The following is a 14,818-nucleotide window of genomic DNA, read 5'->3' as shown; positions in this document are numbered from 1 at the left end:
ACCGACGCATGTCCAAACTCGAACTCAGGAACCTCAGCAAGCGCTACGGCGCGACGCCGGTGGTCGATGCGGTCTCGCTGCAGCTGCAGCGCGGCGAACTGGTCACGCTGCTGGGCCCCTCGGGCTGCGGCAAGACCACCACGCTGCGCATGATCGCGGGCTTCATCGAGCCGTCGGACGGCACGATCGTGGTCGACGGCGCCGAGATCTCGTCGCCCGCGCGCTCGGTGTCGCCCGAGCACCGCGGCATGTCGATGATCTTTCAGAGCTACGCGATCTGGCCGAACATGACGGTGGCGCAGAACGTGGGCTTCGGCCTGCGGGTGCGCAAGACACCCGATGCGGAGATCGCGCGGCGCGTGGCGGAGATGCTCGACGTGGTCAAGCTCGGCGCCCTCGCGCAGCGTTATCCGGCCGAGCTCTCGGGCGGACAGCAGCAGCGCGTGGCGCTGGCGCGCGCGATGATCGTGCGGCCCGAAGTGCTGCTGCTCGACGAGCCGCTGTCCAATCTCGACGCGAATCTGCGCGAGGAGATGGCCACCGAGATCCGCCGGCTGCACGACCAGTTCCACTTCACCACGGTCTACGTGACGCACGACCAGGCCGAGGCGATGGCGATCTCCGACCGCATCGCGGTGTTGCACCAGGGCCGGCTCGAGCAGATCGACACCCCGTGGAACCTCTACAACCGCCCGCGAACGCCCTTCGTCGCGGGCTTCATCGGCAAGACCAACCTGGTCGAAGGCGAGCTCGACGGCGACCGCCTGCGGCTCGACGGGCTGGCGGCGGGCTTCGCGCTGCCCGGGGGCGCGGCCGGCGGCGCCCGCCTGCTGGCCTCGATCCGGCCCCAGTCGCTGTACCTCGATGCCGCGCCCGCGGGCGCGGTGGCGCTGGGCGACGTCTCGGTCGTCGGACGCACCTACCTCGGCGAATACTGGAACTACCTGGTGCGACCCAGCGGAGGCGGGGCGTCGCTCAAGGTGCACGCGGCGCCGTCCACGGTGCTCGAGATCGGCCAGCGCTCGACGATCTATGTCGACCCCGGCGCCGTGGCCGCCATCCAGTGATGCATCCACCGCACGAGTCCACCATGCCCCATTCCATCGAATCCGACCTGCCGCTCACGGGCTGCCGCGTGCTCGACCTCTCCATCGCGCGCGCGGGCCCGGTCGCGGTGCGCCTGCTGGCCGACTGGGGCGCCGACGTGGTGCGCATCGACCCGCCCGACCGCAAGCCCACGCTCGGGCCGCGCCGCGGCTCCGACGAACAGAACCTGCACCGCAACAAGCGCAGCCTGAGCGTCAACCTCAAGACCCCTGAAGGCATGCGCGTGCTGCGCCAGCTCGTCGAGCGCAGCGACGTCGTGGTCGAGAATTTCCGCGCCTCGGTCAAGGAGCGCTTGGGCCTGAGCTACGAGGCGTTGCGCGCGATCAATCCGCGGATCATCCTGGCCAGCATCTCGGGCTTCGGCCAGACCGGCCCGTACGCGGGCCGCCCGGGCCTCGACCAGATCGTGCAGGGCATGAGCGGGCTGAGTTCGGTCACGGGCGAACCCGGGCGTGGTCCCTACCGCACCGGCATCGCGATCTCCGACACCACCTCGGGCATGTTCCTGGGCCAGGGCATCCTGCTGGCCTTGCTGCACCGCCAACGCACGGGCCGCGGCCAGTGGGTGCATACCTCGCTGCTGGAGGCCATGCTCAACAAGCTCGACTTCCAGGGCGCGCGCTACACGGTCGAGGGCGAGGTGCCGCGGCAGGAGGGCAATTCGCATCCCACGCTGGTGCCGATGGGCACGTTCGATGCCCGCGACGGAAAGGTCAACATCTGCGGGCCTGGCGCCGCGATGTGGGCCCGGCTGTGCGAGGTGCTCGGCGCCCCGCATCTGGCGCAGGACGAGCGCTACAAGGACCAGCCCTCGCGTCTCGCGCACCGGCGCGAGCTCGAGGAGGCCATTAGCGCCATCACGCGCGGCCTGGGCGTGCGCGAACTGGTGGAGCGGCTGAACGATGCAGGCGTGCCCTGCGGCCCCGTCTACGACATCGGCCAGGCCTTCGAGGATGCGCAGGCCCGGCACCTGCGCATGACGCGTCCGGCGCCCCATGCGGCGCTGGGTACGCTGGAACTGCTGCGCTCGCCGATCAACCTGTCGGACTGCCCGCACGCCGAGGCCTTCCATCGCGCGGCGCCCGATGCGGGCGAGCACACCGATGAAGTGCTGCGCGAGCTCGGCTACGGCGACGAGTCCGTCGCGTCGCTGCGCAAGGAAGGGGTGGTGGCATGAAGGCGCAAGACCGAGTCCTGCAGTCGCTGGGCACGGGCCGCATCCTTGGCGAAGTGCGCGAGGGCATCGGCTGGATCACTTTCAACCATCCCGAGCGCCGCAACGCGATGTCGCTGGACATGTGGCAGGGACTGGGCGCGGTGGCGGAGGCCTTCGAGCGCGATCCGGGCGTGCGGGTGGTCGTGATGAAGGGCGCGGGTGGCAAGGCCTTCGTCTCGGGCGCCGACATCTCCGAGTTCGAGCAGCACCGCGCCGACGCGGCGCAGAAGAAGAGCTACGACGAGGTGGCCGCTCGCGGCCATGCCGGCCTGGCCGCGTTGAGCAAGCCGCTGGTCGCGATGATCCAGGGCTACTGCGTGGGCGGCGGCCTGGCCATCGCGCTGGCTGCCGACATCCGGATCGCGGCGTCGTCCTCGCGCTTCGCCATTCCGGCCGCCAGGCTCGGCCTGGGCTACGACTACCGTGGCGTGGCCGCGCTGGCGCGGCTGGTCGGGCCGTCGGCCGCGAAGGACATCCTCTTCAGCGCGCGCTTCCTCGAAGCCCCCGAGGCCTTGCGGCTCGGTCTGGTCAACACGGTGGTCGAGGATGTCGCGCTCGATGAAGCCGTGAGCGCCTATGCGCAGAGGATCGCCGCGAATGCGCCGCTCACGGTGCACGCCGCCAAGAAAGCCATCCAGGCGTTCGAACGCTACTCGGACAGCGCCGCGGCCGACGAGATCGCGCCGCTCGTGCTGCAATGCTTCGACAGCGAAGACTACAGGGAGGGCCGCCGCGCCTTCCTCGCCAAACGTCCTCCCATTTTCCAAGGCCGATGAACGCGATCACCGAACCCACCGAGTCCTCCGACCTGCCCGAGCTTCGCATCGAGGGCGCGGTCGCGACCATTCGCCTGCGGCGCCCCGCACAAGCCAACCGCCTGAGCGCCGACGACCTCGAGCGGCTGGCCGCGCTGATTGCCGAGGTCGACGCGCGGCCCGAAGTGCTGGTGCTGCTGTTGCGCGGCAGCGGCAAGTATTTTTGCAGCGGCTACGACATCGGCAGCATCGGCGCAGAGCGCAAGGTCGACTTCGAGGGGGTGGTCGATGCGCTGGAGATGGCGCGTGCAGTCACGGTGGCGGTGCTGCATGGCGGCGTGTACGGCGGCGCGACCGATCTCGCCCTCGCCTGCGATTTCCGTGTCGGGACCACGGGCATCGACATGTTCATGCCCGCCGCACGCCTCGGCTTGCACTACTACCGCTCGGGCCTGGAGCGCTACGTGAGCCGCCTCCGCCTGGACAACGCCAAGCTGCTGTTCCTGACGGCGCGCAAGATCGATGCCGTGGAGATGAAGCGCATCGGCTACCTGACGCAGCTCGTCGAGCCCGATCAGCTGGAGGAGGAGATCAGTGCCCTGGTGCGCGACTGCGCGTCGATGGCGCCGATCGCGCTGACCGGCATGAAGCATCACCTCAACCGCATCGCGCGCGGCACGCTCGACCCGCAGGCGCTCGACGCGAGCATTCGCAGGGCCTACCTCTCGGAAGATCTGCGCGAGGGGCAATCGGCCTGGGCGCAGAAGAGAGCGGCGAAGTTCCAGGGGAAATAGAGAGCAGCGGCGCTGGAAACCATGGCCTCGAGTGCGGCCGCCAGCGCTCCGTTTGATCGCCAGAGCAACTCTGCCAAGTCGCGACGAGGACGCAGACAAGTGTGTTCGGCGTCGCTCAATGCCTCGTAGTCGTCAGCACTCGCTGCGGACCGACCATCCCGATCTCAGGGAGCCTCGTTGCCGCGCTTGATGCAGGCGGGCCCAGAAATTTCGACCTCATGGCCTGGGTCGATACAGCGCGACACCGACCCAGTTTCAGCTTGGCGTCGATGGGTTGACTCATGTGAAGGTCGCCGTGGCAAAGCAGCCTACACAGACGACGCTAATAAGGTGGTCGAGGAGATGGGCAAGGCGGTCGAATAGAGAATCCGGCGCCATTCACTTGCGTTGCAGCATCACCCAAGCTTGCCTCTTGTCGGCGTCTACGCGGCGAGCCATGTTTCGGTGGAAATCTACGAAGGGCGTGTAACCAGCAGTCATCTCTTGTCGAACGAAGCCCTGAGCAAGCGCCAGGCCGGCGTTTTCTGGCTGCTTGCCAAGCTGTTGAAAGGGCATGAGATGAAAAGTTCTAAACACACCCACTACCTGCTGTCTGATCGCGGTGCGTTCCGTGGTTCAGCCAGCGAGTCGACTCATAACGGGTCGCGATCGACACCCCGCTGGGGCGGGATGCGGCTCCCTCCATCGTTCCATCCAGTGCCGAGTTGCACAGCATCTTGTGGAGCGCCCATCGCTTCCTGGCGTTCTGCTTGTTCGCCGTCTTCTTGCTGCACTTCGCCGCCGCGCTTCTTCATGCCTGGGTGCGAAGGGATGGCGTGTTCGAGACCATGACGTTTGGTCGACGAGGTGGTCGCTGATTCATTGGGCAGATCGTGAAGGCGCCCGAGTTTCAGGACCGAAGCGGCCCCGTGGTGACCGTTCAGCGTGTCTCATCAGTCCGAGGCGCTTGCTGCAATCGCGGCGCTAGGACGAAATCGGCGATGGCGTCGACGACCCCTGGTGCCAGTGGAAGGTCCGAACGGCCGTAGGTGGCGAGATTGGCGGCCCGATCGTCGGTCTCGACGGCTTTCAGCACATGGTTCGCCTCCGGAAGCAGCACCAGCTTCGACTGCGCCGCTGCCTGACGCAGCCGCTGTGCGTCCGCGACACCGACTTGGAGGTCGCGCCCGCCTTGCACGATCAGCAGGGGCTTCGTGTACCGGCCGGCCAACTTCGCGGGGTCAATGGCGAATGCGCTGATCAGGAACCCTTGCACTTTCGGGTGAAACACAGGCCGCAGCGGCGGTTGCATATCGGCCATCTCCACTCGGCGGCCGGCTTCTAGCGCATCGATGGCGGCCATGGCCTGGTCGAGCAGCAGCGCGTTGGCGGGATTGGCCCGCAACTGCTCACGCAGTACTTGACCCATTGGCCGGCCCGTGCTCGCCACCAGGACCACGCCGCAGAGGGCCGGATCCTGCCGCGCGGTCGCCGCCGCCAGTGCGACCAGTCCGCCCTCGCTGTGGCCCAGCACCCAGACGCATCCGGCGCCGGACTCTTCACGGATCGTGTCGAACCAGCGGCGCACGTCGTCCGCGTAGTCCTCGATGGTGACCGCGTCGGGGTCGGCAACCGCGCCGGCGCTGCCGTGCAGTCCGCGCTTGTCGATCCGCACCGTCGCGATCCCCTTCGCTGCGAGGCCTTCGGCCAGGAGTCGGTACGTCGAGGCCTTCACTCCCAGCGGGTTGTTGCCGTCGCGGTCCGTGGGGCCAGAGCCGGGCACGATCAGTACCACCGGAGCGCCCAGCGTATCCGGAGCAGCCGGCGACAGCAGGGTGCCCCGCAGCGGACCCCGCGGGCCGAGCGCCTCCAGCGGCTTCTCGCGCGGTTCGGCGTCAGCTGCGCTGACGACAGTGACAGTGACGGCGACGGCGACGGCGACGGCGACGGCGACGGCGACGGCGGCCCTCGCCAACAGATGGAGGAGGCAGGCATTCATTTGTTCATGGACCTTCGACTCGATCCCGCAGGAGCGGGTCGGCTAAGTCTATAAGGCCACTATCGCCATCTCGAATTGAAGACCGCGAAGAGCGACCCGAACCTGGACTTCGTCGCGGTGTCTGCACATCTTACGGTCGTACTGCGGGGGCGATTCGCGTTCTCGGCGGTGGCTCCGCTGGAATGAACCGCAGGCCATGGGGCGACTGATCGGTCTTGTTTTCCTCGCAGGCCCGGTCCATGATCAGCTGCAACGACTGGCTCGTGAGCCCCACGCGTTGAAGCAGCCGCCTCCGTTCGGGTCCGTGGTGGGTCTGTCCAGGCGACCGACTGAACGCCGCCGCCGTTCGGGCATCCGCGGCAACCCGATGGAACTCCGCCGTGCTCTCCAGGCCAAGCAGCTTCAACCATCCCGTCCGGAATTGGGTGGTGCCAACAGCCCTTAGTTGGGTGCCGGCCGGGGAGCGACGCTGCTTCCCGACCTCGAAGCCACAACGGACAGGATGGCCGCAACGGTCAGACTGGCCCCGATGCAAAGCATGGCGGCGATCAGTCCCTTGGCCATGGAGCTCGTGCCCGGCGAAGTACCCGCGACGCTGAAGAAGACGCCGCCGATGACCGCGACTCCGAGGGCGGCGCTGATCTGCAAGGCTGAGTTGGTGATGCCGGCAATCATTCCGGAGCCGCTCACCGGTGCACGGTCGATGACCGAGCGCACGAGGGTAGGCAGTGCCCATCCCTGCCCGAAACCCAGAAGTCCCACCGCAACGATGAGCGGAAACTCGGCCGGCATTTGTGCGGGGGCGCCAGCAACCAGCGCCGCAAGGTACAGGCACCCGGCCACCTCGAGCAGCATGCCGATGGCGGGCACCCAATTGCCGAAGAGACGGATGGCCAGCGGTGTCGTCAACGGACCGATGAAGAAGCCGACGCCGAAGGGCAGGAACACCAGTCCCGTTGCCAAAGGATCTAGTCCCAGGGCCGACTGTAGGTAGACGGAGAACACCAGGAAGAAGGCAGAGACGACGTAAAAGAAAAGAACGCCGGCGAGACCGCTCATCAATCCCGGCATGCGGACCAGGTCGATGCTGACGAGCGGGACGCCGCCTCGTCGAGAAAACGCCTTTTCATAGCGCCAGAAACCGAGCGCGGCGAAAGGTGTCGCGATGAGCATGGCGCATGCCCACCATGGCCAGCCCCTTTCGCGCCCTTCCACCAGGGGCACGATCAGCAGGCTCAGCGTGAGCGCGCAGAGCAGAACACCGCCCCAGTCGATGGGCGCGGGGCTATCGCCACGAACGTTCGGCAGCAAGGGCAATCCACCGATCAGCACCGCGGCCACCACGGGCAAATTGATCAGGAAGATGATTCGCCACTGGAGGTGAAAGACGTCTGCGGAGATCAATGCGCCGCCCAGGGCTTGCGCGATCACTGCCGCCAGCCCGACGGTGGCGCCATAGAGGCCCAGCGCACGCGAGCGCTCCCGCACCGGGAACAGCGCATGAACGGAGGCCAGCCCTTGTGGGGCCATGGCGGCTGCGCTGAGACCTTGGAGTATGCGTCCCACGATGAGCATGGAAGGCGAGCTTGCGAGGCCGCACAGCAAGGACGTGAGTCCGAAGCCGCTGATGCCCAGCAGGAACATGCGCCGTCGGCCGAAGAGGTCGCCAAGCCGCCCACCGGTGATGAGGAAGACCGCGTAAGCCGCCGCATATCCGGAGATCACCAGTTGCAATTCAGCAGCACTCGTGCCGAGTTCGCCCTGAATGGACGGCAACGCGACATTGACGATGAAGAAGTCGAGTGGAGGCAGGAACGCCCCCACCAGCAACACCGCGAATGCGAGCCACCGACGCGAGTCTGAAGTTGTTTCTTGCATGATTTCGGTTGCGGCGGCGCGCATCAGATGGGGCGACCGAAGCGTTCCGTGCCCATGATGGGGGTCCAGTTCTGCAGCGGCGTGGCGAAATGCATCTCGAAGATGCGCTGCTGGAACGCCCATCGCCCGTCTCTTCGCTGGTAGAGGTCCCTGTACTGGCCGCTCACTTGCAGCGGTCCCTTCTCGACGTCGTAGAAGAGGCAGTCCGCCGCAACCAGCCCATGGCCGTTGTCGCCGTCGAGCGTGATGATCGCGTTCGCAATCCAGTGGTGCATGTGCGGCATGCGTTTCATGTTGACGCGTGCTTGCGCCAGGATCTCATCGAGTCCTTCCGAGTTTCCATTGGCGCCGAGCAAGAGCCGAGAGTCGGGATGCCATAGGGTGGCGAGGAGTTCCACATTCATCGTGTCGAACGCTTCCGCATAGTTGGCGATCAAGGCATCGATGGCGAAGCGGCTTTCGATGGCGTCGAGGCGAGCTTCAAGTTCTTGGGACATGCGGGTTCTCCGTGAGTGAGCGGTGCGAGCGATCTGTGAGCGCACCGGGAAAATGTACCGAGTGGTACAAAAATTAGTAAAAAAAAGCGCGACTGAAGCGACCGGGGCGTGGAGCCCGCTTCCTGCGCGGGCGCCTGGTGTTCAAGCGCATACTTCAAACGTGTCGATTTAAATATCGATTGGTACAAATATATGGCGGCGTTCGAAGGCTGTCAACGGCTCGGTTCCCCCCGGTCGATTTGCCAGCCGGGAGAGGAGGTCTTTGCTTGCCGATTTATTGTGTATCGACTAGTATGTAATTTTGAACTGGCGGAGATCTTCATGGCTCAGCGAGGCCGACCGCGCGCATTCGACCGAGATGCGGCCCTTACCTCGGCCATGCACCTGTTCTGGGAGCATGGCTTCGAATCGACCTCGCTGTCTCAACTGAAGGCGGCGATGGGCAGTGGCATATCCGCGCCCAGCTTCTACGCGGCCTTCGAGTCCAAGGAATCCTTATACAAGGAGGCGCTGGATCGATACATGGAGATCTACGGCCACTTGACCAGAAGCCTGCATGATCCTTCGCTAGAGCCGCGAGAAGCGGTGTTCCTTGCATTGAAGCGCTCGGCAAAGATGCAGTGGGAGGGAGGGCACCCAAAGGGTTGCATGGTTGCGTTGGGCGTGATGGGAGCCTGCTCGTCGGGCAGCGAAACCATCACCGCAATGCTCCGAGAGGTGCGCAGTCGCACCCGCGCTGGATTCCGTACCTGCGTCGAGCGGGCCATCAAAAGCGGGGAACTGCGCAAGTCCACGAACCCGGCCTCAATGGCCGCCGCGTTCGACAGCTTCTTCTTGGGTCTGTCCGTCCTGGCCCGCGACCGTGTGCGGCTCGCGGTCGTCGAGGAATCCGTGGTCCAAGCCATGGGCATCTGGGATGCCGCGCTGGATCGATCCGATCATCCAGGCTGAGCTTTCGGTCGACTGGCAATGAACGCGCAGAGCATTGCGCTGCCGTGTGCCACGCTCTGGCGAACGGTCGGCTAGCCAAGGCCTGCGCCACCCGACCACCTCGATCCGCGGCAACGTCGTCGGCATGACCGGCATGACCGGCATGACCGGCATGACCGGCATGACCGGCATGGCGATCGCCGTGCTGACCACCGGCGCGCTGATCTACAAGCTCGCCAGCGGCAATCTCGAGGGCCTGGCCTACGTGCTGGTCGCGCTGGTCGCGCGGGTCGTCGGCGGGGGCCTCGGAGCCTACATGGCCAACAGGGTCGAGATGCCCAGGATGCCCGAGCTGGTGGCCTTCATGCACAGCATGATCGGCCTGGCGGCCGTGTTCATCGCGGTGGCCGCCTTGGCCGAGCCGCCTGCCTCCAACATCGCGCTCAAGGGGACCCGATCCCCGCGGGGAACCGCCTGGAGCTGTTCCTGGGCGCGGCCATCGGCGCCATCACCTTCAGCGGCTCGGTGATCGCCTTCGGCAGCGCCCCCGCCGGCGGCTGCGCGCGAGGCGAGACCTTGGGCAAGCCGGCGTGGCGTGGCGTTCAGGGAAAGGCGCTGGCCAAGCCGGTGCGCGGCGTGGCACCGCCGCCCGGCCCGATTTCCAAGTAGGCGTCGCTGGCAGGCGTGTAGGCTTTCCACTCCGGCGCGTCCATGCTGGGATTGCCATCCTTCGCGAAACGGGTCCATAGCGTCATGGTGGTTTCAGTGATGGCTTCGTCGTTCGGTCCCCAGCCCATCGACGCCTGGACATCGGCCGCGTCCCCAGCGGTGCCGGTGATGCCATTGCCATTGAGGTCACCGATGGGCGCCTTCGCGCCGGCCGGCGTGAGCACGAGACCCATCACGTAGTTCGTCACCATGCCCTGCGGGTAGCCGAACAGGTAGGGCAACTCGCCGCTGTGGCCGCTGAGCAGGCCCATCGCCGACCAGCCGTCCGGCACGCGGCTGAACCGGTAGACGTATTGGGGCGAGCGATAGGTTGGCGCGCGCTGCGCCATGAATACCGGCAGCGACGCGCGAAGCGAGGGATAGTCGCCCGAGGTCGCACCCACCATCAGCGGCACGTCGCTGGGCATGCCCTCCGCCATGTTCTGGCCGTAGGTCTTCACCATGTGGCGATGATCCACATTGGGTCGGTAGGTCTCGCGCGGAATGCCCGCGTCGAGGTCGGCTTGGGTGTAGGCGGTCCACGGCAGGGCGCGCGCCTGTGCCAGCGTGGTCGCGCCGACGCGCTCGAACACGGCCTTGCCGATTGCTTCGCCGCCGGCCAGCGAGCTCGCGGGTGTTCCGCCCGTCGCGATGGCATTGGCGCCGCTCTGCACAATGGCCTTGTGGAACAAGCCGGCAGCCTCGGGCGCGTTCATGAGGCCATAGACCTTACCGCCGCCACCCGATTGGCCGAAGATGGTCACGTTGTCGGGATCGCCGCCGAAAGCAGCGATGTTCGACTTCACCCATTGGAGCGCCTTCACCAGGTCCATCTGGCCGTAGTTTCCCGAGCCGCCGTGGCCGCTTTCCGCGCTGAGCAGCGGATGCGCGAGATAGCCGAACGGCCCCAGTCGGTGGTTGACGGTGACCAGCACGACACCCTTGGTGGTCAGGCCATCGGGATTGTTGTACTGCTTGGAGTTGGCTGTGAGAATTGCGAACGAGCCACCGTGGAACCACACCATCACCGGCAGCTTCGACGCGCTTTTGGGCGCCGTCACGTGCAGGTACAGCGAATCCTCGCTCATGCCGCCTTCGCCCAGGGCCTCCATCGTCGGGTTCTGCGCCGACTGGTCGGGCCAGGCGATGGCCTGGCGCACACCGCTCCAGGGTGCGGGCGATTGCGGTGCGCGCCAACGCAACGGACCGACTGGCGGTTGCGCGTACGGAATACCGAGGTACTGCCACGTGCCGGCATTTGCCTCGAAGCCCCGCAGCGAACCGCCCGTGGTGGCCACGAGGTGGCGCGTGCGCGTGCTGCGCGTGTAGTGTTCCTGTGCGGCTGCGGTGGTCCTGGCCGTGCGCGGTCGCGGGTCGAGGTCGGAGAAGGCGCCTGCCGTCTCGATCGCTGCGAGCAGGGGCGCAATGCTGGCACGGAACGCGGCCGCGGGCTGTGCGAAATCGATCGCGGCGGCTTGACGCGAGACCGCTTGGCGGATCGCTTCGGTGATCTGTATGCCGTTGTTGAGATCACCGTCGGCATCGAGGGATTGCAGCAGCACCAGGCGGTTGCTCACACGCACGTCACTGGTCGTGCTGTCGGCCCCGACCCAGGCGAGCGGCGAGACGGCGGCCGATGCCGGCGTCGAGCCCAGCGGCAATGTACCGATCGAGAAGCTCAAGGTCTCGCCGGCCGCATAGCGGTACCGGCCTTCGGCATCGGTGGTGCGCGCGCCGCTCAGTGAGCCGCGGTAATCGAGTCCCGACACAGGGTCACCCGTGAACGTGCCCGTGAGCTTGGGCTGAGTATCGGGCGCGGTGTCGCCCGCAGGCGGCGCGACGAACGCGAGGCTGGCGCCATTGCCGCCGCCTCCGCAGCCGAGCAGGGCGACGGTGCTCGCCCAGGCTGCGAGGCAAAGGACGCGCGAGCGGCGCCGCTCGGCGCGGGCCGTGTGTGAGTGCATGAAGGTCTCCTTGTGGTGTGGTGTGCGGGAACGAAAGGCGTGGCCGCGCCGCCGCGCCTCCTCGCGATCTGGCGACGCGGCGCTCCGGCAGCGCGCTCAGGGAAAGACGCTCGACAGGCCGGTGCGGACCACGGGCGCGGCGCCGAGTTCGACGAAGCGGTCGTTCGCGGGCGTGTAGGCAGGCCAGTCAACCAATCCCGCGACGCTTGGGTTGCCGGTTTTGGCGAACTGGGTCCAGATCGCCATGCTGTTCTCGATGGCCTTCGCATCAGCGCTGTCGAAACCGGCCGAGGCAAGGATGTCCTGCGTGTCGCCCGCGGAGCCGCTGACGCCGTTGCCGTTGAGGTCTCCAATTGCGAGCTTGCTGCCGGTGGCCGGGTCGATCACCAGGTCGAGCAGGTAGTGGGTGACGACGCTCTCAGGCGCATTGAAGACGTAGGCCAGCTCGCCCGCGTGATACGTTTTCACGCCCCTGGCGCGCCAGCCGCCCGGCACCTGGCTGAAGAGGGCCGCATAGTGCCGGCTGGCGCTGTGCGTCGTCATCCAGGGAAACACGTTCTTCACCGTCTCGATCGGGTCGGGGGTGTCGTTGGTGTTGACCACGATCATGAAGGGCACGTCGTTGTGTCGGCGCGACTCGAAACTCACGCGCTCGCTGTACGGCAGATAGCCGTTGTCGATGTTGGTGTAGGGCACGAGCACGGAAGCCGCTGCGACCACCTCGGTCCAGGGGCGGCTGCGCATCTCCTCGAGCGAGGCCGCGCCCAGCCGCGTCTGGAGCGCGAGTCCGACCGCCTCGGCCGAGGCCAGCGTGCGGGTGTCGGGAATCAGCGTGCCGCTCTGGCTGATCGCCTTGTGGAAAAGGCCGGCCGCGCTCGGCGATGCCATGAGTGAAAGCACCTTGCGCCCGCCACCGGACTCGCCGAAGACGGTCACGTTGTCGGGGTCGCCGCCGAAGGCCGCGATGTTCGCCTTGACCCACTGCAGTGCCATCACCAGGTCCATCTGCCCGTAGTTGCCCGAGCCGCCGTGACCGCTCTCGGCGCTGAGCGCGGGGTGCGCGATGTAGCCGAGGGCGCCGAGGCGATGGTTCACCGAGACTTGCACCACGCCCTTGCTGGCGAGGGCATTCGGGTTGTTGAAAGGCTTGGTGTTGCTCGTGAGCGAAGTGAACCCGCCGCCGTGGAACCACACCATCACCGGCAGCTTGGAGGCCGACTTGGGTGCCGTCACGTTGAGATACAGCGAGTCTTCGCTCATGCCGCCCTCGCCGAAGCGCTCGAGCGCTTGGACCTGTGCGGCCTGATCTGCCCAGGCCACCGCCTCACGCACCCCGCTCCAGGGCTGGGGCGCTTGCGGCGCGCGCCAGCGCAGCGCGCCGACCGGCGGCTGCGCGTAGGGAATGCCAAGGTATTGCCAGGTCGTGGCGCTGGACTCGAAGCCGCGCAGCGGACCGCCGGTGGTGGTCACGAGGTTGCGCGCGGCGGTGGCGCGGGTGTAGTGCTCCTGCGCGGCGACGGCGCCGCGCGCGCTGCGCGGACGCGGATCGAGATCCGTGAAGGCGCCGGCCGCATCGAGCGCTGCGAGCAATGGTGCGAGGCTTGCGCGGAAGGCCGTGGCCGTTTGGGAGAAATCGATGGCCGCGGCATGCCGGGACACGATGTCGCGAATTGCGCCGGTGACCTGAATGCCGTTGTTGAGGTCGCCGTCGGCATCGAGCGTCTGCAGCAGTACGAGGCGATTGGTGGCGCGGGGGTCGGCCGGCGAGCTGGCGCCGCCGATGCTCAGCGGCGACAGCGCGTCCGCGGCGGGCGCGGTGCCCAGCGGCAATTCACCAATCGAAAAGCTCAGCGTTTCGCCTGGCGCATAGTCGTAGCGCCCCTGCGCATCTGTCTTACGCGCCCCTGTGACGGAGCCACGGTAGTCGAGGCCAACAACCGGTCCGCCTGCGAACACGCCGATGAGCCGGGGCTGGTTGTCCGGTGCAGGCTCATGGCTGCCGTCGGGCGCCGGCACCGTGGGCCACGATATGAAACTGGCGCTGCTCCCTCCTCCGCCGCCACAGCCCAGCAAGAAGGCGGTAGCGGCGCAAGCGGCCATCCACCGCGTGCCGCAACGGCGCCCCTCGGGCGATGCCATGCCTTTGATCATCCATATCTCCTTCGGTTATTTGACGTACGGGGGGCCCCGCGCGGGGCCGAGCCGGCCCAGATGGAACGGGTGAATAATTCCATTGAATTAATTCAATCGAATTAGAACTAACCCTAGCCCGGCCAGCGGTCACAATCTGCGTCCCATGCCCAGTCCTGCAACGAGCCCGAAGGAAAAACGCCCACCCGCGCTGGCGGCGTCGGCCGCCGCCACGCGCGAGCGCCTGCTGCTGGAAGCCATGCGGTTGTTCGCGCGCGAGGGCATGAATGCCGTGTCGCTGCGCAGGATCGTCGCGGCCGCGGGCGCGGGCAACCTGTCGGCGCTGCACTACCACTTCGGAAATCGCGAGAGTGTGGTGACCGAGGTGGCGCGGATGCTCCAGCGTATCCTCGAGCCGCGCTGCCGCGCGCGGCTCGAGGCGCTGGACCGGGGACCGCACACCGTGCGCGACGTGCTGGACGCAGCCTTCGGTCCGATGATCGACATGCTGTCCGAGGCCGGGCTGGGCCGCGACGCCGTGTGCTTCATCGGCCGGCTCGGCTGGGATTTCGGCGAGGAAGGCCAGAAAATTTCGGCCGACATGCACCGCGACATACTGACGCTCGCACTGGACAGGCTTGCCGCGCTGATCCCGGCGGTACCCCTCGAAGTTCTGAAGTTCCGCCTCCTCCTGACGATGAACTCGTTGTACTACGGCATCTCGTACCGCAGCTACGCCATGCGCTCACCCTTCGGGCCGCTGTCGATCGGGCGACGTGGCAACGAAGTACAGGAGCGGGCGCTGTTCATGGACTATCTCGAAGCCGGTATCCGGCATCCGTGACGCTCGAGCTTGAGCAG

At 66.8% G+C, this 14,818-nt stretch carries 14 protein-coding genes and 1 pseudogene; 8 read left to right on the top strand and 7 right to left on the bottom strand.

The genetic code is table 11. The features are described from left to right. Positions 1–8: 8 nt before the first annotated feature. Genes ACODT0_RS30990 through ACODT0_RS30975 form a run of 4 tightly spaced genes read left to right on the top strand, consistent with a single transcriptional unit; the run spans position 9 to position 3,872 of the window. Positions 9–1,067, top strand: a complete 1,059-nt coding sequence (locus tag ACODT0_RS30990; RefSeq protein WP_057590457.1) for an ABC transporter ATP-binding protein — start codon at positions 9–11, stop codon at positions 1,065–1,067. A 23-nt stretch (positions 1,068–1,090) separates the two neighbouring features. Further along, positions 1,091–2,284 carry a CaiB/BaiF CoA transferase family protein gene (locus ACODT0_RS30985; RefSeq protein WP_489043027.1) on the top strand — a complete coding sequence of 398 codons (1,194 nt, stop codon included), beginning with the start codon at positions 1,091–1,093 and terminating at the stop codon, positions 2,282–2,284. Then, the gene (locus ACODT0_RS30980) at positions 2,281–3,099 is read left to right on the top strand and encodes an enoyl-CoA hydratase (RefSeq protein ID WP_296736611.1); all 819 of its coding nucleotides are present in this window, start codon (positions 2,281–2,283) and stop codon (positions 3,097–3,099) included. Before ACODT0_RS30985 ends, ACODT0_RS30980 begins: the two co-directional genes overlap by 4 nt. Then, entirely contained in the window at positions 3,096–3,872 is a 777-nt protein-coding gene (locus ACODT0_RS30975) for an enoyl-CoA hydratase/isomerase family protein (RefSeq protein ID WP_489043026.1), read from the top strand. Before ACODT0_RS30980 ends, ACODT0_RS30975 begins: the two co-directional genes overlap by 4 nt. Before the next feature lie 378 nt (positions 3,873–4,250). Here ACODT0_RS30975 and ACODT0_RS30970 read toward each other — a convergent pair whose 3' ends face one another. Then, positions 4,251–4,427, bottom strand: coding sequence for a hypothetical protein (locus ACODT0_RS30970; RefSeq protein ID WP_413764950.1), 177 nt, complete (start codon positions 4,425–4,427; stop codon positions 4,251–4,253). A 77-nt stretch (positions 4,428–4,504) separates the two neighbouring features. Next, positions 4,505–4,666 (bottom strand): hypothetical protein, encoded by a 162-nt coding sequence (locus tag ACODT0_RS30965; protein WP_413765720.1) that lies wholly within the window; start codon positions 4,664–4,666, stop codon positions 4,505–4,507. On the opposite strand from ACODT0_RS30965, the gene ACODT0_RS30960 reads away from it, so the two are divergent. After that, the gene (locus ACODT0_RS30960) at positions 4,610–4,729 is read left to right on the top strand and encodes a hypothetical protein (RefSeq protein ID WP_413765709.1); all 120 of its coding nucleotides are present in this window, start codon (positions 4,610–4,612) and stop codon (positions 4,727–4,729) included. The genes ACODT0_RS30965 and ACODT0_RS30960 overlap by 57 nt on opposite strands. Before the next feature lie 62 nt (positions 4,730–4,791). On the opposite strand, the gene ACODT0_RS30955 is transcribed toward ACODT0_RS30960, so the two are convergent. From ACODT0_RS30955 to ACODT0_RS30945, 3 genes are all read right to left on the bottom strand, one after another. Further along, positions 4,792–5,850, bottom strand: coding sequence for an alpha/beta hydrolase (locus ACODT0_RS30955; RefSeq protein WP_489043025.1), 1,059 nt, complete (start codon positions 5,848–5,850; stop codon positions 4,792–4,794). Positions 5,851–6,291: 441 nt separating this feature from the next. Then, positions 6,292–7,728, bottom strand: a complete 1,437-nt coding sequence (locus ACODT0_RS30950) for an MFS transporter (RefSeq protein ID WP_489043066.1) — start codon at positions 7,726–7,728, stop codon at positions 6,292–6,294. A 23-nt stretch (positions 7,729–7,751) separates the two neighbouring features. Next, a complete protein-coding gene (locus ACODT0_RS30945) occupies positions 7,752–8,225 on the bottom strand; it encodes a nuclear transport factor 2 family protein (protein WP_489043024.1) in 474 nt (157 codons plus the stop codon). Between the two features lie 108 nt (positions 8,226–8,333). On the opposite strand from ACODT0_RS30945, the gene ACODT0_RS30940 reads away from it, so the two are divergent. Together ACODT0_RS30940 and ACODT0_RS30935 are read left to right on the top strand one after the other, a co-directional pair. Beyond that, entirely contained in the window at positions 8,334–9,176 is an 843-nt protein-coding gene (locus ACODT0_RS30940; protein WP_489043023.1) for a TetR/AcrR family transcriptional regulator, read from the top strand. 34 nt (positions 9,177–9,210) lie between these two features. Next, positions 9,211–9,695: pseudogene (locus ACODT0_RS30935) on the top strand (NAD(P)(+) transhydrogenase (Re/Si-specific) subunit beta); the annotation flags it as partial. A gap of 62 nt (positions 9,696–9,757) precedes the next feature. On the opposite strand, the gene ACODT0_RS30930 reads toward ACODT0_RS30935, so the two are convergent. Both ACODT0_RS30930 and ACODT0_RS30925 read right to left on the bottom strand, forming a co-directional pair. Continuing rightward, positions 9,758–11,827 (bottom strand): carboxylesterase/lipase family protein, encoded by a 2,070-nt coding sequence (locus ACODT0_RS30930; RefSeq protein WP_261217580.1) that lies wholly within the window; start codon positions 11,825–11,827, stop codon positions 9,758–9,760. A gap of 96 nt (positions 11,828–11,923) precedes the next feature. Continuing rightward, positions 11,924–13,978, bottom strand: coding sequence for a carboxylesterase/lipase family protein (locus ACODT0_RS30925; RefSeq protein WP_261217577.1), 2,055 nt, complete (start codon positions 13,976–13,978; stop codon positions 11,924–11,926). A gap of 145 nt (positions 13,979–14,123) precedes the next feature. Between ACODT0_RS30925 and ACODT0_RS30920 the strand changes: the two genes are divergently transcribed. Then, entirely contained in the window at positions 14,124–14,801 is a 678-nt protein-coding gene (locus ACODT0_RS30920) for a TetR family transcriptional regulator (RefSeq protein ID WP_057591499.1), read from the top strand. Positions 14,802–14,818 lie beyond the last annotated feature (17 nt).

The sequence above is a fragment of the Variovorax sp. FG153 genome, assembly GCF_057809595.1.
This window is presented reverse-complemented; position numbering and strand designations above follow the sequence as displayed.